General features: G+C 55.2%; 16 protein-coding genes. 3 read left to right on the plus strand and 13 right to left on the minus strand.

The genetic code is table 11. The features are described 5' to 3' along the window. Positions 1 to 60 precede the first annotated feature (60 nt). From LOC67_RS06030 to LOC67_RS06060, 7 genes are all read right to left on the minus strand, one after another. Entirely contained in the window at positions 61 to 1,338 is a 1,278-nt protein-coding gene (locus LOC67_RS06030) for a hypothetical protein (protein ID WP_230261633.1), read from the minus strand. Positions 1,339 to 1,446: 108 nt separating this feature from the next. Further along, positions 1,447 to 2,883, minus strand: coding sequence for a quinol:electron acceptor oxidoreductase subunit ActD (locus LOC67_RS06035; protein WP_230261634.1), 1,437 nt, complete (start codon positions 2,881 to 2,883; stop codon positions 1,447 to 1,449). 95 nt (positions 2,884 to 2,978) lie between these two features. Beyond that, positions 2,979 to 4,403 (minus strand): NrfD/PsrC family molybdoenzyme membrane anchor subunit, encoded by a 1,425-nt coding sequence (gene nrfD / locus LOC67_RS06040; RefSeq protein WP_230261635.1) that lies wholly within the window; start codon positions 4,401 to 4,403, stop codon positions 2,979 to 2,981. A gap of 93 nt (positions 4,404 to 4,496) precedes the next feature. Next, entirely contained in the window at positions 4,497 to 7,835 is a 3,339-nt protein-coding gene (locus tag LOC67_RS06045; RefSeq protein WP_261366752.1) for a TAT-variant-translocated molybdopterin oxidoreductase, read from the minus strand. A gap of 145 nt (positions 7,836 to 7,980) precedes the next feature. Continuing rightward, the gene (locus tag LOC67_RS06050) at positions 7,981 to 8,694 is read right to left on the minus strand and encodes a cytochrome c3 family protein (RefSeq protein WP_230261636.1); all 714 of its coding nucleotides are present in this window, start codon (positions 8,692 to 8,694) and stop codon (positions 7,981 to 7,983) included. 263 nt (positions 8,695 to 8,957) lie between these two features. Further along, the gene (folK, locus tag LOC67_RS06055) at positions 8,958 to 9,926 is read right to left on the minus strand and encodes a 2-amino-4-hydroxy-6-hydroxymethyldihydropteridine diphosphokinase (protein WP_230261637.1); all 969 of its coding nucleotides are present in this window, start codon (positions 9,924 to 9,926) and stop codon (positions 8,958 to 8,960) included. A 49-nt stretch (positions 9,927 to 9,975) separates the two neighbouring features. Continuing rightward, positions 9,976 to 11,832, minus strand: a complete 1,857-nt coding sequence (locus LOC67_RS06060; RefSeq protein ID WP_230261638.1) for an arylsulfatase — start codon at positions 11,830 to 11,832, stop codon at positions 9,976 to 9,978. Positions 11,833 to 11,960: 128 nt separating this feature from the next. Here LOC67_RS06060 and LOC67_RS06065 point away from each other — a divergent pair, with 128 nt between their 5' ends. Beyond that, on the plus strand, positions 11,961 to 13,457 hold the full coding sequence (locus tag LOC67_RS06065) for a hypothetical protein (RefSeq protein WP_315861039.1): 1,497 nt from the start codon (positions 11,961 to 11,963) through the stop codon (positions 13,455 to 13,457). Positions 13,458 to 13,598: 141 nt separating this feature from the next. Continuing rightward, positions 13,599 to 15,935, plus strand: coding sequence for an alkaline phosphatase D family protein (locus LOC67_RS06070; protein WP_230261639.1), 2,337 nt, complete (start codon positions 13,599 to 13,601; stop codon positions 15,933 to 15,935). Positions 15,936 to 15,939: 4 nt separating this feature from the next. On the opposite strand, the gene LOC67_RS06075 is transcribed toward LOC67_RS06070, so the two are convergent. Then, positions 15,940 to 16,839, minus strand: a complete 900-nt coding sequence (locus LOC67_RS06075; protein ID WP_230261640.1) for a WecB/TagA/CpsF family glycosyltransferase — start codon at positions 16,837 to 16,839, stop codon at positions 15,940 to 15,942. Positions 16,840 to 17,007: 168 nt separating this feature from the next. Between LOC67_RS06075 and LOC67_RS06080 the strand changes: the two genes are divergently transcribed. Continuing rightward, positions 17,008 to 18,147: a hypothetical protein gene (locus tag LOC67_RS06080; RefSeq protein ID WP_230261641.1), complete on the plus strand. Its 1,140-nt coding sequence runs from the start codon at positions 17,008 to 17,010 to the stop codon at positions 18,145 to 18,147. A 55-nt stretch (positions 18,148 to 18,202) separates the two neighbouring features. On the opposite strand, the gene ribD is transcribed toward LOC67_RS06080, so the two are convergent. The 5 genes from ribD to LOC67_RS06105 all read right to left on the minus strand — a co-directional run bounded on the left by ribD (position 18,203) and on the right by LOC67_RS06105 (position 24,444). Continuing rightward, a complete protein-coding gene (ribD, locus tag LOC67_RS06085; RefSeq protein WP_230261642.1) occupies positions 18,203 to 19,363 on the minus strand; it encodes a bifunctional diaminohydroxyphosphoribosylaminopyrimidine deaminase/5-amino-6-(5-phosphoribosylamino)uracil reductase RibD in 1,161 nt (386 codons plus the stop codon). Positions 19,364 to 19,372: 9 nt separating this feature from the next. Then, entirely contained in the window at positions 19,373 to 21,553 is a 2,181-nt protein-coding gene (locus LOC67_RS06090) for a tetratricopeptide repeat protein (protein WP_230261643.1), read from the minus strand. Between the two features lie 335 nt (positions 21,554 to 21,888). Then, positions 21,889 to 22,368 carry a putative molybdenum carrier protein gene (locus tag LOC67_RS06095; RefSeq protein WP_230261644.1) on the minus strand — a complete coding sequence of 160 codons (480 nt, stop codon included), beginning with the start codon at positions 22,366 to 22,368 and terminating at the stop codon, positions 21,889 to 21,891. Positions 22,369 to 22,462: 94 nt separating this feature from the next. Beyond that, positions 22,463 to 23,209, minus strand: a complete 747-nt coding sequence (locus tag LOC67_RS06100) for an RluA family pseudouridine synthase (protein ID WP_230261645.1) — start codon at positions 23,207 to 23,209, stop codon at positions 22,463 to 22,465. Then, complete coding sequence (locus tag LOC67_RS06105; protein ID WP_230261646.1) at positions 23,206 to 24,444, minus strand: competence/damage-inducible protein A; 1,239 nt, start codon at positions 24,442 to 24,444, stop codon at positions 23,206 to 23,208. The genes LOC67_RS06100 and LOC67_RS06105 overlap by 4 nt, the downstream gene beginning before the upstream one ends. Positions 24,445 to 24,455: the final 11 nt, after the last annotated feature.

Raw genomic sequence — 24,455 nt, forward strand, 5'->3', positions numbered from 1 at the left:
GAGGCGGAAAACGCGTTGATGCGACGCGGTGTCCCGCCCCTCCTTTGTACTAATACCGTCCTAAAAGTTTTCGAACACGATCGATTCGTGAAGTCGGGGATCCCGCACCGCGATGACGCGATTTCCGCTGGCAACCCGCAATCCCAAACCGACAAACAATGCCGTCATTCCCGCAATCGATAGGACGCTGGCGATCAACCCGATCGCGCCACCCGCGGTTGGTACGTTCGAGTGAACCAGGTGCCGAGCTTCCGGCATCACGACCCAGTAAACGTCGATCGCGTGCATGACCAGGATGTAGCATGCCCAGATTGCCATCAGGCCGGGACGTCGACGGATGTGGCGACTCATCGTTCCGAGGAACGGAATCAGCCAGTGGAAGAAGATCAATGCGATCGAAATCCCACCGAACACACCCCGCTGACGGGCAAAGAACCACTCGGTTTCTTCAGGGATGTTGCCGTACCAGATCAGCAGGTACTGGCTAAATCCGATGTAGGTCCAGAAAACGATGAATCCGAAGATGTACTTTCCAAGGTCGTGGTAATGCTCCACGGTGACCTCGTCCTTAATCGCACCGTGCCGCTGCAGCACATATGAAACGACGGTGATCAGACAGTGGGCACTCAGGATCGCTCCGGCGAAAATGTAGACACCGAACATGGTCGAGAACCACATCGGGGCCAAACTCATTCCCCAGTCAAAAGCCGCGAAAGAGGTTGTCAACGCGAACAACATGACCGCGGGACCAGCCCAGTACTGCATCCTGTCCGTTGCAGCGCGTTCGCCGGTTTCATCCTGTGTGGTGCTCCCACGCCAGTAGTAAACCGCCAGTCCACCCCAGACAAGGAAGTAGAAGATCGCACGACCGATGAAGAACGGTGCGTTCAAAAAGTTACGCTTCATCGCCCACATCTTGTCATCCAATCCGTGCTCTGTGGCGAAGTTCGGGTCGGTCCAGACGAACAAACGACCTTCGAAAAACAGCGAGAACAAAATCGGCAGGAACAGAATTGCCAATGGAATGATCAAGATCATGAAGCATTCCGCAATCCGGCGAACGACAACGCTCCATCCCGCCCGCACCAAGTGCTGAATCAGGACGAAAAACAATGAGCCGAGCGAAAGCGTCAGCACGTACATGAACGCGGTCAGGTACGTCGAAAAACCGAAACGTGGCATCGATTCGCTTTCGGCGGCAAACGCCATCCCGACACCGATGATCAGAGCCACAAGACCGCCACCAAGCAGCGGCAATTGCAAACTGGCCAACGACGACGGCAGGCTGAACGTCGGATCGTCCGCTGGCTTAAACTTCGGTGCGGCGTGTTCGGACATGTTTGGACTGAAGTTGACTGTACAGAAACGTGGTTGTTTTCAGGTCGACTGCCAACGGCAATCGCGGGACATCTAATCTCGCGTCATCAAAACGCGAACGCTAGTTAATTATTTTTGCTCGCGAGCAGCTGCGGCCTTCTCAGCCTCTTCGGCCTGACGCTGCAGCTCTTTCTTAGCCGCATCAACGGCTGTTTTGACTTCTTCTTTTCGTGCCTCGGGAATGGCTTCCATCGAAGCATTTTGGCTTTTCTGCAACGCTCGGACATAAGCGACGATCGCCCAGCGATCTTCGACTTTGATCTGACCGGCGTAACCAGGCATCTTGCGGATGCCGTTGCTGATCGTCGAGAACAGCTTTCCGTCGGGGTACTTGTCGCTATAAAGCGTGTCTTGGTGCATGTTTGACGGAGGAACCCAAGTATCGAAACCTTTTTCCTGGGCACGCTGGTTGACCAAGCCGTTGCCCTTTCCGTCCATCCCGTGACAAACGCTGCAGTAGATCCCGAACTGAGTCTGACCTTGTGAGAGCAGCTCCTTATTCACGGTCATGGGATTCTTCGTGACCCATGGGGTTGTTTCCATGACGCTTGGTGTGGCCTGATCGTCTTCAGCCTTGGCGACGTCGGTCACTTCTTCAGCGACGGCTTCTTTGTCGTCTTGCATGAAAGCGGCAACGAGTCGCTGTGCTTGTGGAGCGTTCATCGCTTGCAACGAGTCGACATCAATTCCGGTCATCACATCCAGCGATCCGACAAGCTGACCACGAGCCACCGTCCCTGGGACGTCTGGTCGCATCGCGCGATTGTCAGCGAACAAACTGGTCGTTTGCTGAGCATCCTTCGCTGGCGAGAAATCCATGTCGTAGAAGATGTGGAAACGTGGCTGACTGCTGTTGGTCACTCGCATCAGCAAGACACACAAAAGTGGAATCACAGAGGCCGCAACAGCAACACCCCAGATCATGAAGATCGGGCGAGGGACATCTTTCGGCGAGTCATCTTCGAGGACTTCGTTGATGTAGTCGCTGCCGGTATCGGCAAGCAAGGACCGCACACCTGCGGAATCGTAACGTTCGTCTTTCGAATCGATATACAAGAAGAACCGGTCATCGGTCGCCCGATCGAATCGAGGATCGGTGAACATCGGATTGCTGAATCGTGGCAATCCGTTGAGCGCCCACATGCCAAAAAAGGCACCGAAGGAAGCCAACAAAATCGTCAGTTCGAAAGCGACAGGGATGAACGCCGGCAACGAAACGAATGGCTTTCCGGAGATGATGTATTTGTAGTCGATACCATTCATCCAGATTTCCATCGTCAACGCGATGCAAGTTCCGGTCAGACCCGCAAAGAAGCAGATCCAAGGCAGAATGGTGGGTTTAATCCCCAATGCTTTATCGATCCCGTGAACCGGAAACGGCGTGAAAGCATCGGTCTTTGTATAGCCGGCGTCACGGATCCGACGACAAGCGCTCAGCAGCGAATCCACCGTGGTGAACTCGGCCATCATCCCGTGAACGTTTTTTTCAGAATTGGTATCCGACATTTTTTCCTGATCCATCGAAACAGATCACAATTGCTTGATTTGTTGTTTCGTAACTTGGTGCCAAAAGCGCTGACTCTGTGAATCGTCGCCCCAATTTAATGTTCTGTCTCACCATGCTCGGAAGCCGCGTGAGCCATGTGGTGTTGCTTGGCCAAGCTCGATTTGACTTCGGCCATGTTGATCACCGGTAGCGTGCGGCAGAACAGCAAGAACAAGGTAAAGAACAAACCGAACGAACCGATCAGCATGCCCCAATCGACCCAGGTCGGTGAAAAGTATGCCCAGGCACTGGGCAGGTAATCGCGTGACAAACTGGTAATCGTGATCACGAAACGCTCGAACCACATTCCGATGTTCACGAAGATACAAACCACAACGATGATCCACGGTGTGGTTCGGCACTTTTTGAACCAGAACAACTGCGGGCTAATCACGTTGCACGAAACCATCGTCCAATATGCCCACCAGTATGGACCGAATGCGCGGTTGACGAACGCAAACTGCTCTGCAGGGACTTGGCCATACCAAGCGATGAAGAATTCCGTTCCGTATGCCAGACCGACCAGCGAACCGGTCGCCAGAATGATTTTGCACATGTTTTCCAAGTGCCGAATCGTGATCAGCTTTTCCAGCTTCAGCATCGACCGGGCAGGAATCATCAGCGTCAGCACCATCGCGAAACCGCTGAAGATCGCCCCGGCGACAAAGTACGGCGGGAAGATGGTCGTGTGCCAACCGGGAACTTGTGAAACCGCGAAGTCAAACGAAACGATCGTGTGTACTGAAAGTACCAGTGGGGCGGCGAGCGCGGCCAAAATCGCATAGGCCTTTTCGTATCGCATCCAGTGACGTGACGAACCGCTCCAACCCAGGCAAAGGAGCCCGTAGATCATGCGTCGCCATTTGTTCTTGCTGCGGTCGCGGAAGGTTGCCAAATCGGGCACCATCCCCATGTACCAGAACAGCAGCGAAACCGTTCCGTATGTTGAAACCGCAAAAACGTCCCACAACAGTGGACTGCGGAATTGTGGCCACATCCAAAGGTTCAAACTGGGATAGGGAGCCAACCAAAACGCCAACCAAGCTCGGCCGACGTGGATCCCTGGGAAGGTACCCGCACAAGCAACGGCGAAAATCGTCATCGCTTCAGCAGCACGGTTGATACTGGTACGCCACTCCTGACGGAACAGATACAGAATCGCACTAATCAGCGTTCCCGCGTGGCCGATCCCGACCCAGAAAACGAAGTTAACAATGGGCCAACCCCAGAAAATCGGAGCCCGGTTACCCCAGACACCAACACCGGTGTAGATCAAGTACAGGATCAACAGGCCAAGCATCTGCAGCAGTGCAAATGCGACCAGAAATCCGCCTATCCAACCGGCACTGGGCTTTCGCTCGGCAACTTGGCAAACCGACTCGGTAATGTCGTTAAAGGTCGTTTCACCAAGGACGAGCGGTGCGCGTTCGCCAGGGCGTTCGACGGTGTTATCCAGTCCGTTTGGAATGGCCAGTGACATGAAACGTTCTTATTGGTTGAAGAGGTCTTCGTCTGGATTTTGCGGTGGTGCGTCGAGCAACTTCGATGTGCCGCCCAACGCGATTTGTTCTAACTATTCGGCGTGCGATTCTTCGCCGTGCTGTTCGTCTTGATGCGATTCGGCACCGTGACCGTCACCTTCGTGTGCGTCGTGACCATGATCATCGTGATGCTCGCCTTCGGCATGATCACCATGACCGTGATGCGCTTCGATCTCAGATAGGTCTTCCACTTGCTGAACGGTCTTCAAACGTGGGTGTGGGTTGCGAATACGAGCCAAGTACATGGTGCGTGGCTTGATATTCAACTGTTCAAGCAACCCATAAGCCCGACTATCAGCATGCTGTTTCGCGACAGCGGACTTGGCATCATCAACGTTGCCAAACTCGATCGCGTTGGTGCTACAGGCGGCTTGGCATGCGGCAACGACTTCGCCGTCTTGGACACTGCGATGTTCTTTGCGTGCGTGGATTTTCGCCTTTTCGACCCGCTGAACACAGTAGGTGCATTTTTCCATCACGCCTCGGCCACGAACCGTGACCTCGGGATTCAACACCAAGGCTTGCAGTTTGCGATTGGCTTTTTCGATTGCACTTGGGAATGCCTCGACACCGTAGCCGACGCCGACTTCTGCGTTGTAATTGAAGTAGTTGAAGCGACGAACTTTTACCGGGCAGTTGTTCGCACAGTATCGAGTTCCGATACACCGGTTGTAGGCCATCGCGTTGATGCCTTCGTTGGTGTGAACGGTCGCCGCGACTGGGCAAACCTGTTCGCAAGGTGCGGTCTCGCAGTGCAAACAAGCCATTGGCTGGTGAACAACCTGTGCGTCGTCAGCACTTCCTTGGAAGTAGCTATCGATACGCAACCAGTGCATTTCACGGCTGTTGCGAACCTGTTCGGCACCAACAATCGGCACGTTGTTTTCGCTTTGGCACGCGACAACGCAGGCATTGCAGCCCAAGCACTTGGAAAGATCGATCGACATGCCCCATTGCGGCACGAAGTCGAACGCTTCTTCTTTTTGGATTTCCTGAATGGGCTCATACTGCAATGAACCGTATTCACCGACCTTCGGCACATGCGGTGCTTTGGGTTGCTCGTTGGCGAAGGACGGAACTTTTTCAAACAGTTCGACGGTGCCTTCGCGGACCAAGTTGTAACTTCGTCGCTCGGTCTCATCGCGGCCGAGCTCATCAATCGCCCAGTGATTCTGGGTGGTCGCGAATTCGTATTCGTTGTAGTTCGGTCGTGCTTCGACGCCGTAAGCAATCGACATCGAATCCGAAGTACGGATTGGCGAAACATCGATTCCGACTGCATCAATGTTGTAGTCGGTCATCCCGCCGACCATGCCGGCGCGGGTTCGGCCGTATCCGATCGAAACGGTCACCACACCTGGTGCGATTCCCGGAATCTCGTAGACCGGCAATTCGACTTTGGTCTCACCACGACGCAGCGTGACGTAGTAACCGTGCTTGATGCCAAGCTTTTTCGCGGTCGCGGGCCCCATCAGTGCCGCATTACCCCAAGTCAGCTTGGTGATTGGCTGTGGCAACTCTTGCAACCAGCCGCTGTTTGCAAAGCGGCCGTCATAAAGGCCATCGGGAACCGTAAAGACGACTTCGAAATCGTTCTCGTCAATGTCTTTCGCAGTGACAACGGCGGGCGCACCTTCGGGCAACGCTTTAGCGGTGCCGGTGACCTCGGAAATCGCTTCGGCACCCTTGATGGACTCGGCAAAACCGTTGTGCAACAACTCTCGCCAGTCACGTTCTTTCAGTGATGTGCCTGCAATCTCACTGGCGGTTTCGCGAACCATCAGCATCGGATCGGTTTGCTCACGCTCGATCAACAGAGCGATCACCTCGGCCAATGTGCGACCACCCATCAACGGAAGGATCTGCGGCTGACAAACTCCGTAGAAACCTTGACGGTTGACGCAATCGCTCCACGATTCCAGCGGGTGCGACAATGGCAACGACCAATTGCACAGCACGGCAGTTTCGTCGTCGTATTCGCCCAAATAGATCGACTGATCGACCTTTCCGATGGCGGTCGCGATGTCGATATCACCAGGCGTGGTGACCACTGGGTTGTTACCCGCGATCATCAACGTCTCAATTTCGCCAGCATTGATCGCATCGACCAACTCGGCGACCGACTTGGTTTCGACCTGACGATCGACGCACGGATTAAATGTCTGAATGGTGCCTAGCGAGCCGAGCTTTTGGTTCATCTCGATGCCAGCGGCAACCAGATCTGCACCAAGGCCACTACCGACGATCACAACAGCTTCTTCACCAGCCTCGACGATGTCGTGGGCCAAGCAATCGATGAAACGTTCTTGCCGCTCGGTCGCCGTGATTTTTTCGTGATTGAAAGGCAACTCGTCACCGGAGTGGTCGTGCGATTCGCCACCCTTGAGCTTTTCGACCATGGCACTGACGGAAGCCAAAAATGCTGGCATCTGGCTGGGCCGGACGGCCAAGCGAGTGTCCGCCATCGTGCCGGTGACACTGAAACCTGCTTCAGCGACGTACAGACGGCTCATCTCGCCCTTCGTCGGATCTCGCTTTTCGGCGAAACTGCGTGCCGCTAGCAGCGAACCGGGGTCTCCACCGAGCGGATCCGCACCTAGAACGAAAATCACCTTCGCTTTGCTCAGATCCAACGACTGCTCACACTCGGTGCCGAGCATTTGCTTGGTGGCCTGACGCATCACGCCACCATCAATGGTGTCCATCGACGCGATCGTCGCCTGTGGCAACTTCTGCTGCAATTCGGCTAGCATCCGCACGGTTGTTGGCGACGCGGTCGGCGAGGTCAGCAGCGCGAAGCCTTTTCCCTCACCATTGCTGGCTGCGTTTTTGATTGCGGCACGGCCGACGGTAAAGAAATCGTCCCACGAAGTTTCTTGCTTGCGTGCATCCCCAATCCGCTTCAAGACCGGACCGTCATCACCACGTGATCGATCGGGATCATAAAGCGCTAGAATCGACGCCTGCACGTAGGTGTTCGTACCTGCAGACGACGGGTGCATCTTGTTCGTTTCGACATGCTGCGGACGACCATCGAAGCAACGAATCAGCAGGTTATGAACGCTGCCGGCAAGCTCAAAGTTAGTTGCACGCTCGTAGAATTCACCAGGAACGCGACCTTCAGGGCGGATCACAAAAGGAGCGATCACTTCTTCAGGGTAGCGACACCCTGCAACGCCGGCCATCGCCAGCGAGGCTCCCATCAACTGCATCCAGCGACGCCGGGACACACCCTCTGGAAACTCCGAAGCTGCAACGGGGAATTCACGGTGCAGGAACTTTTCCTTGAATTCCGAACTGCCATTCAACTCCGAAAGACTACGCCAGTAGTTAGGAGCTTGGCTGTTCTTGCTGGATTGCTTTTGCGTCATCTTGGTTTGAATCGATCAGTTGCTGGCACAGCAAATTCGACTTGCCTGCCGGGACTGGATTGGATTGTGGGAACCTGGTTTGGCAAATTTGGACCCGACTGTGGATTCCCACACCCAGGCAACTCGCCGGCTGATTAACAAACGACTAGCGGTGGCAAACCGCACAGTGCCGCTGAGGATGAATGTTTTGTTCTGCCCGAACTTTCTTCGCGAACTCCTCTTGGTTCGCAACGTCGTACTGCTCCTTCCAAAAATCGTCCGAGGGCTCCCAATCAAGCTTGGTTACAAACTCTTGCGGACGCAGGTGTTCATTTGGGTTCTGGTGACAAGCAATACACCACGCCATGGACAGCTCTTCGTGCTGATAAACCGTTTCCATTTGGTCGATGCGACCGTGGCAGGAAACACAGCTGACGCCGGAATTCACGTGGGCGGAGTGATTGAAGTAGACGAACTCAGGCAGGTTGTGAATCCGAATCCACTGCATACTCTTGCCCGATTCCCAACTTTCGTGGATGGGTTTCAGGTTGATGCTGTCTGCCTGAACCGCTGCAAGTGAAGTCTGCCCGGCTTCGTTCTTTGGACTGTGGCAATTGATACACGTCGCTGTCGGCGGGATCGCCGCATGCGAAGCGTCAAAAACAGTGTTGTGGCAATAACGGCAATCCAATTTCAACTGCCCTGCGTGAATCGCATGACTGAACGGCACCGGCTGTTCTGGCTGATAGCCAATATTCAGCGTGACGGGGTCCGTAATTAGGCCCCCCATCGCAGCTGCAAACAGCCCGCCGCCGCCAATGGCAGCTCCCAGGACTAGGAGGAAAGGGTTGGTCCACCGCGGAAATAGAAAACGTTCCATGATCATCGACCGGCGGCATGCCGGACGCTTACGCGCAGAAAAGTTCGACGGGTACTTTCGAGGATGCGAAGTATCGGGTGAGCGCGGGCGAATTGACAAGGGCATCGTTGGGCCGAGCGACATTGTGTCGCTAAGTTTCCACCTCAAGTCCTGTGGCTCATCGTCGCAGCGCTGATTCGGCGTAGTAAATCAGTCGACTTTGACGGTTGTGATCCGCATCGGATTGAACTGATCGGCTCAAACGGTTGCTTTCATTTAGTCGATTATTTTTTCCACCAACGTCCGTCTTCACTGACCGGCAAAACTTCGCATCGCATTGAATCAAAAGCAGAAGCGAGTTCACCGATCGCCCAGTCAATGTCACTGCACTCCAAACGGTATTCTGGCCACCCCCAACCGCCTGGCCACATTAGGTGCGGCGCGGGCCATCGAAGGTTTTCCTCCACACGATGTAAACGCACCAACAATCGCGGCATTGACTTTACACCCTCCGATGTTAGCGAACTCTCTCGGCCAGTTTGGGGACGCCGAGTCCATTCGCTAGAAACCCAAGGCTTCGACTCCCACAACTCACCTGTTTCAAATTCCGCCGCTCCTTCGCGGCGGTAGGCAATCCCATGCTCGGCCTCTAACCGCTCACACATCGCTTCGCGCATCGCTCGCGATCCAGTCACCAATGCCAACGACGGTGACCCGACCAACAAGTGATCGTGCAGCTGCCGCATGGTCCAACCGAACCGAGGATCCCGAAAGTGTGGCACGACGTCGCAGGCCGGCTTGAGCACAAACTGACGTGCGGTGTAACGGGGATGGGGCACAACCAGATTGGTCGCCCCGCCAACGAGCTGCCCATGAAGCACGACATCCAAGTCGATCGATCGGGCATCCCAACGGCGACGACGCTGACGCCCCAGTCGATTCTCCAATTCCTGCAAACGGCCGAGAACTTCGCGAGCCGGTGCGGTGGTCTCGAAAGCCCCGACCGCATTCAAAAATGGCTCCTGACCGCTCGGCCCGCCAATCGGAGGCGTTTCGAAAAGCCTGCTGGTCTGCAGCGGGTTTTCGGTAGAGACAATATCCCAACCCGCAATTTCGCTGGCTGCCGCGGCGATCAGATCATGCCGATCGCCCAAGTTGCTGCCAAAACTGATCAAGCACTGGGATTGCTGAACATGCTGCGGGGTCGATGCCCCCGGCAAAGGTCTTGAAATGGGCGGGGAGGTAGGCTTCATGCCGACATCCTACAGCGCTTTTAATCGTTTTTCGACGACCAATCCGGCATCACTCCGATAGGCGACGAAGCATCAATAGACGCATCTCACAAACCTGCTTTCCGGGGATCTGCGTTGCAGAAAGCGACAATATGTGTCGTCCAGGTTCAACTTGGATCGTCCCGAGCGTCATCGGTTGCCAACGCTTGACATAACCTTCCTGCCGGATGACACGATCCTGATCGGCTCCGATCACGGGACTTTCAACGGGAGTATCGATCTTTGCCGCGAGGGTCGACTCCCCGAGCTTCAGCTGGATCGTCGCCCCAACGTCTTCTTTCGGACAGACGTAGTACATCAAGACTTCGTAAGAACCTGACGAAAGTGCCTCCACATCCCAGCGAATCTGGCTGTCCTTGTCTGTCCAACTGTGCAGATAGGTGCAGTTCGGAAATCGGTTACTGCGTTTAATCTGTCCGCTGAAGGTCGCATCACGAGCGGGCAACTGAGTCCATTCGGCTTCGGGATGAGCGATCGAAAACGGACGATCATCTGCGTCACCGGCTCCGCCACTGGATTGTTGCCACTGGCTAAGCTGCTTTGCGAGGTGGCTGGCAATGTCAGGCCGAGCCTTGGCGATATCACGTTGCTCACCTCGATCGCGTTCAATGTCGTAAAGCTCACCGGCCCCGTGAATCCGGTATTTCTGCGTGCGTGCGGTCGTCTTCTTCTTCCATCGACTGAACAGAATCCGCTCGTCTGCCTCCAAGCTGCGCCCTCCGCCCAGCAACTCGCCTGCGAATGAGATCCCATCGAGCGGCTTGCCGTCCAACTGCGAAGACTTCCAATCGACCCCAGCAAGATCAGACAAGGTTGGCAACAGATCGATCGCACCACTGACGGTACGAATTTCCGTTCCCGCAGCAACTTTGGCTGGATAGCGAAGCACGAAAGGCGAACGCAAACCGCCTTCGTTCGTTGCACCCTTGCGGCCTTTCATCCCGCCATTGAATCGCCACCCATTCGGACCGTTGTCGCTGAAGTAAATCACAACGGTGTTCTGCTGCTTGCCAGATTCCTGCAGGTACGCCAACAATCGCCCGACGTTGTCATCAATGTTCTTGCACATCGCCAAGGCGGCTCGCGTATGCGGCGTATCTTGCCGCGACGCATTCAGCTCGTTCGGATCGGGCTCGATATCCTTCTCCTTGAAATCGTCCCAATAAGCCTGCGGAACCTGCATCGGCGAATGCGGCGTGTTGTACGGCAAGTAAACAAAGAACGGCTGATCACCAGCGTCTTGCATGAATCGAATCGCGTGATCGGTCAGGTCATTGATGATAAACCCCTTGCCTTCGGTGATACGCCCGTTGTGTTCGAGCATGGGATCAAAGTAGTGCCCCCAGTGCCCGCTGCAAAAGCCGTAGAACTCTTCGAAGCCTCGAGCGTTCGGATGATAAGGCCACTGCATCCCACTATGCCATTTTCCATAGGCCGCCGTCTGATACCCAGCCTGCTGAAACAACTCGGCGATCGTTTGCTCCGCAGAATCGAAACGCTCGCCACCGCTTGATGTGCTGTAAACGCCCATCCGATTGTGATATCGCCCGGTCAAAAACTCAGCACGTGTCGGCGAGCAAACCGCACACACATAGAAGTTCGAAAGGTGCGCGCCGTCGCGTGCGAGCGAGTCGATATTCGGAGTCTGAAGATTTGGATTGCCGTGCAAACTTAGATCGCCCCAACCTTGGTCATCCGCCAACACGACCACAATGTTCGGACGTGACGAATTCCCCGAGGCCTGCTCTTCAGCAAAGCAACACTGCCTGGAAGATCCGAGCGAAATCAGCGACAGCACTACAATCAATAGCCAAACGCTTTGCCGTACTGGTGGTGACATAAAACCAGGTCGAGAGATTTCTAGCATGAGGTGGGTCCGATGTTTTGGGGCGGAGCCACACAGTGTCCCAGTGCTGTTACCCCAAGTCAAATTTGTTCAACGGGCACTTCGTAGCCGCACTACAATCAAGGTTCCCTCCTACCCACCAAAGAACCATGCCCACTTCTATTGGCCCACCCTTCTGTTTTGGAACACGAGAACCACTGCGATGGCAATCGCCACTGATGCCATTCGCTTTAGCGTTTCTATCCTTCGCGCTGGGAATGCAATGGAAGTCGACTTCGCAAGCGACCGAACCCGCGGCGACCTTTCGCGTCGGCGCAGCGACCGGCAACATCACTCCGCCACTGGGCGAAATGATCGTTGGCGGATGGGTCCCTGTTCCGGCAAAGTTGATTCACGACGAACTGCATGCACGATGCGTCGTCTTCGATGACGGCCAGACAAAAGTTGCCATCGTTGCATGCGACAATGTTGGCATCCCTCGCGAAGTGTTCGACTTTGCGAAGCATCTGGCTACCGAAGCAACACAGATCCCAGAATCAAACATGTTGCTTGCGTCCACCCACACGCACTCGGCAACGACAGCCAGGGGTGAAAACAAAGTGATGGCCTCGGAAGAACTCACCGACTACCAACGCTTTCTTGCTCAGCGAATCTCAGATGCGATTGTTCAAGCGACACACCGACTGCAACCCGCAAAAGTCGGCTTCGGATCAATCGAGGAACCGAGCGAAGTGTTCAACCGTCGGTGGTTTGTGACCGACGCTAGACTCGCGACGAATCCGTTCGGCGGAGTCGACCAAGTGCGTATGAACCCGCCGCGCGGAAACGATGCGTTGGACCGGCAAGCCGGACCGGTCGATCCCGAAATCAGTTTCATCGCTGCGGTCGACCTGAATGACCGCCCGATCGCACTGATCGCCAACTACTCGCTGCACTATGTCGGCGGAGTCCCCAGTGGCGAAATTTCAGCAGACTACTTTGGCTGTTTCGCGGAATCGATCGCCGGCAAACTGAATGTGCAAGATCACTTTGTCGCGATGCTGACCAATGGCACCAGTGGTGATGTGAACAACATCGATTTTCGCGAAAAGACTCCACGTAGCTACAAGCCCTATGAAAAGATGGTGGAAGTCGCCGACAAGGTTGCTTCACGAGTGCACGAAGCGTTCGGATCGATCCAATGGCAACATCAACCGACACTTGCCTCACGCACCGAAGAGTTAACTCTTAACGTGCGAAAGCCTGACTCGAAAATGCTTGAACACTTTGCACAAATCCAAGCAGGCAACGAAGCGTCATCGCATCGTCGAGAATCAATTTACGCCGACCGCATCGAACGAATCCGACAAAGCCCTGATACGGTTTCTGTTCCACTACAAGTTTTGCGAATCGGAGACATCGCAATTGCCGGAATCCCATTCGAAACGTTTGCCGAAACCGGGCTCGAGATCAAACAGCAAACCGCTTCCGAACACACATTCACGATCGAACTCGCCGGCGGATCATTCGGCTACTTGCCGACACCACGTCAGCACCGTTTTGGCGGTTACGAGACCTGGCTTGGTACGAATTATGTCCAAACAGACGCCTCGGAATTGATTGTCGATCGCCTGATGACAATATTCGACGACACCAAATTGGACTGATAAGTTCCTGCGTGCAATACCCCCCTCCGCTTGTGTTCAACACGCCTTCAATTTCGACGTGAGCACGCCGCGCGATCGCGCGGATAAAGCGACTATAATCGCTGCCACCTGATCAACGATCCTGCCAACCATCCAGCCGATATGACCAAGCACGTCCCACGCCGTTCAGCACTTAAAACCCTCGGTGCTAGCGGAGCTTTACTAGGACTCGCCGAGACCTCAAACGCACAAGATTCCGCCGCCACTTCGGCAACCGCCCCAACCGATTCACCAGTTATCGATTGGGCGGACACGCACGATCGAGTCTGGCTGGGCGGGAACTGTTGGGCAAACCCAATGGAAGACTGGGTCATTCGAGACGGCGCCGCCGAATGCATCTCGACCGGCGGCGACCGGAACGTGCATTTGATCACACACCAATTGACGGACCCCACCCAACCTTTCCATACCAGTGTTGTCGTCTCGCAAGTCGAACTGGCTGGCAATGACGATGGCGTTGGGTTCCGTATCGGTGTCCGTAGCGACATCAACGAATACCGCAGCAACGTCTTTGCCAAAAACGGAATCCGGGCTGGCCTGCAAGACGGCGTCCTGTTCATCAATCAAAAGAAAGTTGCGCTCGAAGGCACCAAGTCACCGCAAAATCTGCGTTTAGCTTTGCAAGGTGAACCGAGCGGTGATCAAGTTCAATTGACGCTTTCAATCATCAACGATGAAGGCTCCGTACTCGGCAGTGTGCAACACACCGTTGCCAAAGAAGGTGTGCTGGGAAACATTGCGATCGCGAATAGCTTCGATCCTAAATTCCAAAACAAGCAAGGTGCCCGGTACCGTTTCAGCAACTGGACTGTCAACGGCGATGCCTTCACAATCAACGAGGATCACACCTTTGGTCCGATCCTTTGGACGATGTATTCGCTTAGCGATTCAAGAGGAGACGAAGGCTTCGTCCTAAAACTATCCGCGTTAACCGGACCGCTGGGTGAATCCGACAATAAAGACGTCGACCTGCAACTTCAAAACGAGGACGGCTGGGAAACGGTCGCAACCGCAGCGCTGGATACCGACGCTTGGACAGCCACCTTCCGGTTGCCCAATTGGGATGCCACGCAACCGAAAAACTACCGCGTCGTTTACCGTCAACAACATCCCAGCGGAAAAGAAACCGAATCATCTTGGTCGGGCACCATCCGTTCAAATCCGAAGGACCGCCCTCTTCGCTTTGGCGCATTGACCTGCCAAAACGACTACGCGTTCCCGTATGAACCGGTCGCCGAAAATTTGGTCAAACTGGATCCAGACCTGCTTTATTTCTCGGGTGATCAGCTCTACGAGAACCACGGTGGCTATGGAATTATTCGCCGCCCGGCCGATCGTGCGATCCTGAATTACTTGCGCAAGTACTACCAATTCGGCTGGTCGTTTCGCCATGCGATGAAAGATCGTCCGACGCTGTGTCTACCGGACGATCACGACGTGTTCCAAGGCAACATCTGGGGCGAAGGCGGCGCGCCAATGGATGTCGAAACCGGCGGGGCGTCTTCGAATGGTGGCTATATCGAACCGGCCAAGATGGTCAACGTGGTTCATAAAACCAACTGCGCCCATCACCCCGATTGCTACGATCCGACACCCTGCAAACAAGACATCAGCGTTTACTATGGCGACATGGTTTACGGAGGCGTTGGCTTTGCGATCATCGCCGACCGGCAATGGAAAAGCGGCCCCCAGCGTGTCGACACTGGATCGGGACGTGCCGATCACCTTAGCGACCCCGATATCGATCCGCTGCGACTGGATAAGCCCGGGCTGGTCTTGCTGGGCGACCGACAACACGAATTCTTGAAAGACTGGGCGTCCGACTGGCGCGGCCATTCGATCAAGGTGCTGCTCAGCCAAACCGTCTTCGCGGGCGTGGCGACTCACCACGGCGGATACAACGGCTACCTCGTTGCCGACTTGGACTGTGGTGGCTGGCCACAAACTCAACGCGACGTCGCGATCAAGTTGGCCACCCCCGCAAAGCCGCTCCACATCAACGGCGACCAACACATCAGCTCGCTCGTTCAATACGGTGTCGATAAACAGCGCGATAGCTTTTGGTCGTTTTGCACCCCAGCGATCGCTGCCGGATACCCACGCTGGTGGCGAGCTGACGAAGTCGGCATGGAGCACACCAACCGCCCAAGCCATGGCATGGAGCACACCGGCGAATACCTCGATGGGTTAGGCAACAAAGTCTATGTCTACACAGTTGGCAATCCCATCGTCCCGACGGCTAAGAACCGATACGAGAAAGCTCACCAGAAAGGCAGCGGCTTTGGTTATGTCGTGATCGACCCGAAGGAACGAACCTATGTTGTCAATTCCTATCGGTTCTTAATCGATGCGACAGACGGAAAGGCAGAGAACCAATTTCCGAACTGGCCGGTCACAATCCACCAAGATGAAAACGGTGGTGCAAACCGGATCTCGTAGTTGACTATCGTGACGAGTCTTCTTGCTGAGGCGTTTGAACACCCATGCCCCAGCTTTCGACTTTGCGTCTCCAGTCCTTGATCAATGCTCCAAGCAGGAACGCCGCGTTGGATGCGTACCGCGGCACCAACCGCTTTGGATCGCTGAACATACGATAGGCCCATTCGGCACCTAATTTCTGCCAGACCTTAGGTGCTCGCTTGGCCGTCCCCGCGATGAAATCGAACGAAGCACCAAGCTGGATACTGACCGGAACGCCCAAGCGTTTGTAATTCTCATGAATCCAACGTTCTCCCTTGGGCTGGCCGAAGGCGACCAACAAGATTTGCGCGTCGGACTCGCGAATGCGTTGATCCTGGGCAAGTTGCTCCTGCTCGGTCAGCTGTCGAAACGGAGGCGACTCGATCCCTGCGATTCGCATCCCGGGATAGTCGCGAGCAAGTCGCTTCGCGCAAGCCTCCGCGACACCGGCTTCACCGCCTAGAAAATAAATGCCCCAACGGTTTTGGCTTGCCGCCTGGGCAAGCTTGTAAATCATCTCGCTACCGGCCACGCGTTCGGGCAGTTCCTGCGGACCGAGCTTGCTGCGCCAAACGATGGGCTGGCCGTCGGCAAGGATCAGATCCGCCTGTTCGGTAATCGCCGGCATGTCGGGCTGCTGCGCGTGCAACATGACGTAGTTCAGATTTGCCGTGATCACATAGCTGGGCTCTCCACGTCGAATCAATGCCTCGATCCGCTCCACCGCTTGATCCATATCCACACAATCAAATGGCACGTCCCAGACCGAGACACGTTCCAAAGCGGGCAAGGGATCGGGAACTTGCGGTGTCGGTTGCGGGGGAAGCACAACAGGAGCGACGGATGGAACGCTGGTGAACGATCCTGTCGGTTGAATGGACATAAGGCAAGTTGATCAGCCAAAGGCAAAAAGTCGGGACAGCCCGTTAGGGCACGCAACGCAAAAGTCTAGGTCCCCGCTTCGCGTCATCGCCGAACGCGTTAAAGTTGGTGCACCAGCCTTGACTGGCCAATTCGTTTTCTGCCGATTTGAACGATTTTATTGATACCTATGGAACGCTCCGAATCCTCGCTCCCGATCACGATCGTCATCACCGTCGAAGGGCTATCGACGGCCCCACTTGGATGCTACGGCAGCTCGATTGGCGAGACTCCTGCGATCGATGACATCGCCGCCAGCGGAGTCGTTTTCGATCGCTGGACGAGCCCCGTCGACCAGCCTTCTGGTTTGATCCGCCGCTGGCTTTCGGCTTGCAGCGAGCCGATTCAGAATGAAGCCCCCGAATCGATATTCGTCACCGATGATCACGAACTCGATACCGAAGTCTTCGATGCGGTTTTCGGTGCTTGCTGGAAACTGGATCCGAAGATCGGCGGGCACATCGCGCCAAGCATCGACCGAACTCGGCTGGCGAAAAGCTTTTTCGAACTGATGGACCACATCGAGCCCGATACAGAACTCGCGTGGCTTCACACCGCAACACTACGTGACTGCTGGGACTGGGTCGAAGTCACGTTGCCCGATCCCGACGAAAACGACGAGCCCCCCAGCGAAGAATTCGTTGACAAAGAAGAAGCCGAACCGATCGAACCACTTCAGTTGCCCGACAACGCCAGTGTTCCATGTTTGGATCTTGAATCGGGCTTTCAGCCAGAATCGGAACGCCATCCGGACCTTCTGTTTTCATGGATGCAGCGATACGCCAACCAAGTCTTTGTCCTCGACACCATGGTTGATGCTTTGTTGCAGTTTCTTGGTGACCGCCCTTGCACAGTGATCATCGCTGGTGCCAGCGGATTCTCACTCGGCGACAACCAATGGATCGGTCATCATGTCGGGCCGCTACGCAGCTCCGATTTGCGACTGCCGATGATCGTTTCCGGACAAACACCGCTGCGTGTTCCGTCGGTGACGTCCGCCGATCAATTCGCAAATATCATTCGCGCCGCCATCGCCGGACAAAGCTGTATGACCCCGAACAGCTGGTCCCATCGCGATGAAGAATTCCATCCGCTCATCCAAACCGAATCCGATCGTGCGAAAAAAGCGGTAACAACAGCGTCATGGTTCCTGGTCAACGAAGACGATGACGCTGCGAACGCGAAACTGTTCCTAAAACCTGATGACCTCAACGATGTGAACGACATCGCTAGGCTGAAAGCCGATGTGGTCGACCGACTGAACTCATAAGCACCCCAGTCGTGGTGCAATTTCATTAAATAGGCACCGCCCTGTTGCGACCGACCTAGAGTGAGCGGCGATAGATCATGCGAACGTCCTGATCAAATTGATCCACTTGGCTTAGCCGAAACAGTGGAACACGATCAAGCCGCTCGATCCCCGATCCCAAAACCGGTCCCGGTGCGCTCGCGCCACCGAACAGTTTGGGTCCGACGTAAGCGTGAATCTCATCGATCAGGCACTGCTCAGCCGATTCACCCAACAGACTAGCCATCAGCGTGGGCCCGCCTTCGACCATCAAATTGGTAGCCGGTTGCTGACCATCGAACCCTTCGGCGCAAAGCCTTAGGATCTTTTGTATGTCGTAGTTTTCGGCATAGCAAACGATCCCACGATCTTCCAATCGCTGCCGTTCGTCGGGATCGACGAACGGACTGGTAAACAGATACGTCGGAATCTGTTTCGCTGATTGCACCAGCTTCGAATCAACCGGTGGTAACCTTCCCCGCGAAAATACCATCCGCTTGGCAACGCGGGGAGGATCGATGGGTTTACCACTTTCGTCAGTCGCACGCGCGTTCAGCATCGGATCATCAGCCAGCACGGTTCCCATGCCAACAAGAATGGCGTCGACGCGGCCCCGCAATTGATGAACATGTCGACGCGATTCGGGTCCCGATATCCACTGGCTTTCACCGGTGGTCGTGGCTACCCGGCCGTCGATCGTCATCGCCCACTTGGCGATGACCCAAGGCAAGCCTTCACGCAATCGCTTTAGATAGGGCGCATTTAACGCTTCGGCTTCCGCTTGCAGTACACCGACGGTGACTTCCACACCGGCATCACGCAGTTGCTGCAGACCTCCGCCAGCAACTTTGGGAAACGGATCCTGCATCGCGATCACGACTCGCGCAACCTTTGCACGGATTAACGCTTCGCTACACGGTGGCGTTTTGCCGAAGTGACAGCACGGTTCAAGCGTTACATAAGCCGTCGCAGACTCGGCATCGGCTGCCGAAGCGAGACTTCGAAGAGCTTCGACTTCGGCATGAGGGCCACCGAACTTTTGGTGGTCCCCTTGTCCGATCAGTTGTCCGTCCTTGACCAGAACGCAGCCGACCATCGGGTTCGGCTCGACATGACCTTCGCCACACACGGCTAGCGTCAACGCTTTTCGCATCCACGATTCGTCGTCGTGGCAATGATCAGAATCGGTGAGCGTCATTCGTGGCTATCAGTCCATTCCGGGAACCCAAAGCTTTCCGCCGCCACCGGAATTGGATTCGCCTGGGCTATCGGGAGTCCAAAGGCCTTCGGAGCTTTGACCGCCGGATGCTTGCGGTGCGGGGGCCGGAACGAAGTCGTTTCCGGGTGCGGGGCCGGGGGCGCCCTGAGGTGCACGCAGCGACCCGTCTGGACGAATGACGCCGAGTTGCACCAAGACTTGCTGAACACGAGCCATGACAGCTGGGTCGTTTCCGTAATTCTTTTCGATCTCCATGATCGTGCTACGGAAACCGTCTTGGTCAGCGGACATCAGACATAGCTCCATCTGCATCAACAGAACGGGAGCAAAATTCAACTGATTGGCCTTGGCATACTCAGTCGCTGTGGAGCCCATCGCGAACGCGGCTTGAGGATCGCCAATCGACATCATCTGGATCAGGTAGCCTTCCATCACCAGTTGCTTTTCTTCCGCCGATTCGGCAGTCGGAGCTTGTTTTTCGACGAGCAGTGCGGCGAATTTGCGAGCCGCTTCACGGGCGCCAACTTGCCGCGCTGACGAAGCCAAGTAGTACAGCGAAATGCAGTCCGAATCGGACGCATCGATCCGGAACAGGTCGGCCGGATTCACCATATTGGCTTCTTCATTGGCCGGCTTCAAAGGTGGCAAGGCGTCAACCTTGGCGATTTCGCGAATCGCGTCCAAGACACCGTCGAGGCTTTGTAAACGCTCTTGGCCTTCGAGAATGCGGATATAGATCCCTCGCTGCATTGCTTTGGAATCATCGTCGGCGATCTCGCCTAAAGATTTCCCCTCGAATAACGGAAGCTTGATCGAGGCGGCACGCACAGGAATGTTCTTCTGCGCAAACTCTCGATTGAACTTAGTCATCTCCGCCATTGATGTCGGATCTTTCACCCGAACCGGTCGCAGATCTAGTTCGACCATCAGAGGCGTCGGCAGCGGTTCACCGACAGTGATTTCACCTTCGGGAATCGCTTCAGAGAAAATCGACTTTACATCATCGATCTGATCTTGCGCAACATCGTATGCAATGACGTGAGGCCCTTGATCGGTTTGGCGTCCGTAGACACATGCGATGCAAAGGTTGACCGGGGCATCTGCACCAGCGGTGTCTTCGGAGCTATCGGGAAGCTCGCGATCACCGACAAAGAATGCCGATCGCGGTGGAACACTGTCGTCACTGATTTTCAAGCGTGCAAGCTGTGCAGGTTCCATCTGGCGAACGCGGCTATTGGCCGACAGCGCCATTTCGGCTTGGTCGATGTCATTAAAATCGGCGCGAACATTTGCGGACTCGACGGCCAGAACGTCGCGTTCTTTCAACAAGGCCGCGATCGCACCGTAGCGTTGACGCTCCAGCAGATCGAGGGCTTCGACTTGCGAAAGCTGCTGTGCCATTTCGGCTTGTCGATCGACATCGCCACGCCAAATCGCGCATCGCAGCAGACCTGACAACACCGCGGCTTGTCCCGGAGCGGTTCGTCGCAAAGATTCGAACTTATCCTGAGCAAGCAGGACTTTGTTGACATCAAGTAGTGCGATCGCTTCGTCGTAACGCTCTTGCCAATCGACACCGCTTTGGCATTCGATCAGGTCTGGGATGTGCTTGAGCAGATGGTTGATCATCGGCGAGCTGTCAAGCTGATTCATGAAGTTACCAGCATCCGAGGAGTCGTATCCCGACGCCCCCAGTGGCAACATCGCAAATAACCGTGCCGATAGGATTGATTCGTTCTGGACCAAGCCCATCGCGACAAGCATGGCGACGTCCATCAAAAATGAATCGACGTTTTGGCCGCTTTCGTTGAATGCTTCCAAAAGCGAATCGGTCGCAACCTGCATCTCACCTTTGGCGACGCTAACGGCAGCACGCTGTGTCAGGGCCAATGGGTTGGACGGTTGCAAACGAATGAATCGCTCGGCATTGTCGGCCAAGGAATCAAATTCTTGCAGACTGATCAGCAAACGCCCGCGGATCGCCAAGGCCCACGCCGCATCGGAATGCTCGTCCAAAATCGAACGCAAACGATCCAAGGCGGGAACGATCTGTCCGCCCTCGACCATCTTCAGCACCTGATCCATCTGCCCGACGGAATCTTTGCATTTGCAGAATTTGATTTTCTTTCCATTGCCACAAGGACAAATTGCATATGGATCGACAGACATGAATGCTGATTGCCAAAGTTAGGGGAGGCGAGCCGTTTCCGCTCACCGATGGGGGGCCTGCCGTTCAGACAAGCTCACAATTTGATCAAGACCGTTGCGAAGGCGATTGTTTGATCGCTAAACAATACGCAAGAACGGTCGCTTCGAAGGCCCCTATCGTACCACGATCACGGCGATTTCCCCAAGCCCTGGATTTGGCCCCAAGTCGGCCAGATTAGCTCGAAAATCACGGTCCCGAGGCTCTTTCCCCCAAGGATCGACAGAGGCATCCGAGCGCAACTGGCTTGCCAATAACGCAACGATGATGATGGAAAAAGCCAAGTGCCAGCAAAAGCTCAGGTTTCAAAAGCTTGTAACAAAAACCGCAAAGCTCGCGTCTCGATCCCAGGACAACTGCTATCACGGGGACCTGCCACGTTTAGAACCGACGGTTTGGTGACCGATAGCCAACGCCGCAGCTCGACAACACAACTGTCGTCCAGCTTCAGACTGAAACAGGGACGACCGTGTCGCTTGGCTAAACGTTGCGTCAGCAAGGTGCCGCCTTTGAGTTTGCCTTCATACAGAATCAGTGTCGCGTCACTATCGATGACATTCTGTTCCGTCCGAGGTGGGTACTCTGGCGATTCCATTTCATCCAACTGATAGCGACTGGGGATCGAACCGTCCTCGCTGAGCCGACCTTTCGGACACCAGCCTCCGTGATCAATTCCCAACGCTATCGCGGCTTCTAATCCCGCGCGGTCCACACCGGTTTGCCCGCCAGAAACGATTCGATGTGGCAGAAAGGTCGGCAAGCTATCGTCAGTATTCAAATCACAAAACAGATGTCGAGTCTTCGCAGGTAATGGTTTCGAATGGGCAATGGTTTCGAACAAGCAACGGACGACGTTCAATCACTTGATGTTACTAGATCCAATCGGCGACCAGGGGTTCGATCTTAGACATCGACGGCACCCAAGGAAAGTGTTCGGACCACGAGCCCGGGATCGGGGCACTGAATTGTAACCGTTCGCCTTTGGTCGGATGCTCGATGGCCAACTGCCAACTGTGCAATGCGATTCCGGGACCGAAGTCTTGCTGGCTTCCATATTTCTTGTCACCGACAACAGGGAAACCTCGGTCGGCGAACTGCAAGCGAATTTGATGCTTGCGCCCGGTTAATAACTTCACTGCGACCAGACTGTATTGATCCGATTTGGCTAAAACGGAATACCGCAATTCGGCAAGTTGGCTTTCGTGCTTCCCATGACGATCCACCCGCATCCGATGAGCGGCGTCGTCCTTATACACCTGGTCGCGAAGGACATTGGGTTCAAGCTCACTTGCCGACGAAGAAATGTTTCCTTCGACGACAGCCAAGTAGATCTTCGTCGCACGGGTAGTGACTTTTTTGCTTTTCCCTGGGCCTCCAAACTGAATCGTCAATCGCGATGCGGCCTTGCTGGTGCGGGCGAGGACGAGTGTCCCGGTGGTCAGCCGGTCCAGACGACTGACGACACCGATGTAGACATTCCCGGGTTTGTTGTACTTGCGTTTGACGTAGTCGCATGCCCAACGATGCGCAGTCATCTGACCGTCCTCCGCACCCATCGTCGCCATCCCGGCAGGCTTATCGACAACAAGCAAATGATTGTCCTCGAAGAGCACTTTCATTTTGCTTCCTTCAAAACATTTCGAAACCAAGCCAATCCTGCCTTGGCGATTCGGGGCTGGATGATCGAAGGGTGCCCACCGATGCGACTGACTGCACTGAACCGTTCGCCGGAGGGTGAAAGCACAATCAACTCAACTTCGGCAGCAGGCAACGGGGCATCGTTTTCACCTTCCAGTGAAGGGTATTGGTCGACTGCCAACACCCACGACGCGTCGGAAGTTTTCTGAAGCTTTGCCAATGCGTCATCTGCATCTACCGATAAAAACTGCCCCAGCGAAGTGGTATCGGCGAAACTGATCCCGCCGCGATAGCTTGGCGAGGGCCCCAATGATGCGAACCAGTCGGACAGCATTGCCGCCCTGCCAAACTCAGCCGTGACAAGGCTTTCGCCGCGTTCACGAAGCTCCCGATCGACGGCGTGGAACTGTTCGTAGTCTTCGCCATCGCCATAATGCAAATCTCCAACGAGCGACAGGATTTCTTCGCGAGTTGCCTGAATTTGCCGAAAGCATTCTTCGCGGCTTGAAGCGATCGCCGTGATCCGCAACGAAATGGTTGCGGCGCTGACGGTGATGCCAACACGGGGCGTCCGATCACGCTCAATCATCTCGCCCAAGCGTTGCTCCATATCGCTTTCACCAGTCCCAAAGAACTTCATCACCAAATGTTCAATGTGATTGGCTTGGCCGCCGGTCATTTCCAAGATTCTTGGACCGACAGTATCATCAAACATCCGCATCATTTCGGCGGGGACGCCTGGTAAAGCGAAAACACGACAACGGTTCCCATGCTGTGTGATTTCGATGTCGATACCCGGGGCAGTACCTTGGGGATTGAAGACCTCATCGCTGTGGACCGGGAACATCGCTTGAATCTTATTCCGCTCCGGCATTTCTCGATTGCGTTTCGAGAATAGCTTTTCGATGTGGTCGAGCGCGGACTGGCGAAATTCCAGCGGCTGGTCGGCCGCGGCGGCAATCGCCTGACGTGTCAGGTCGTCGCGTGTAGGGCCAAGGCCACCGGTCGCGACGACGACGTCGGCGCGAGCTGCTGCGATTCGAAAGACATCGATATTGTGCTGCAGTGTGTCGCCAACGGTGCTGTGAAATTCAACCTCGATCCCAAGTTCGCCCAGACGCCGACTGAGCCACTGCGAATTTGTATCCAGCCGAGCACCGCTGGTCATTTCATCGCCAATGGAGATGACTTCGGCGCGAAGTTTATTCTGAGACATCTGTCGGGAGA

The organism is Stieleria sp. JC731 (assembly GCF_020966635.1).
Taxonomy (GTDB): domain Bacteria; phylum Planctomycetota; class Planctomycetia; order Pirellulales; family Pirellulaceae; genus Stieleria.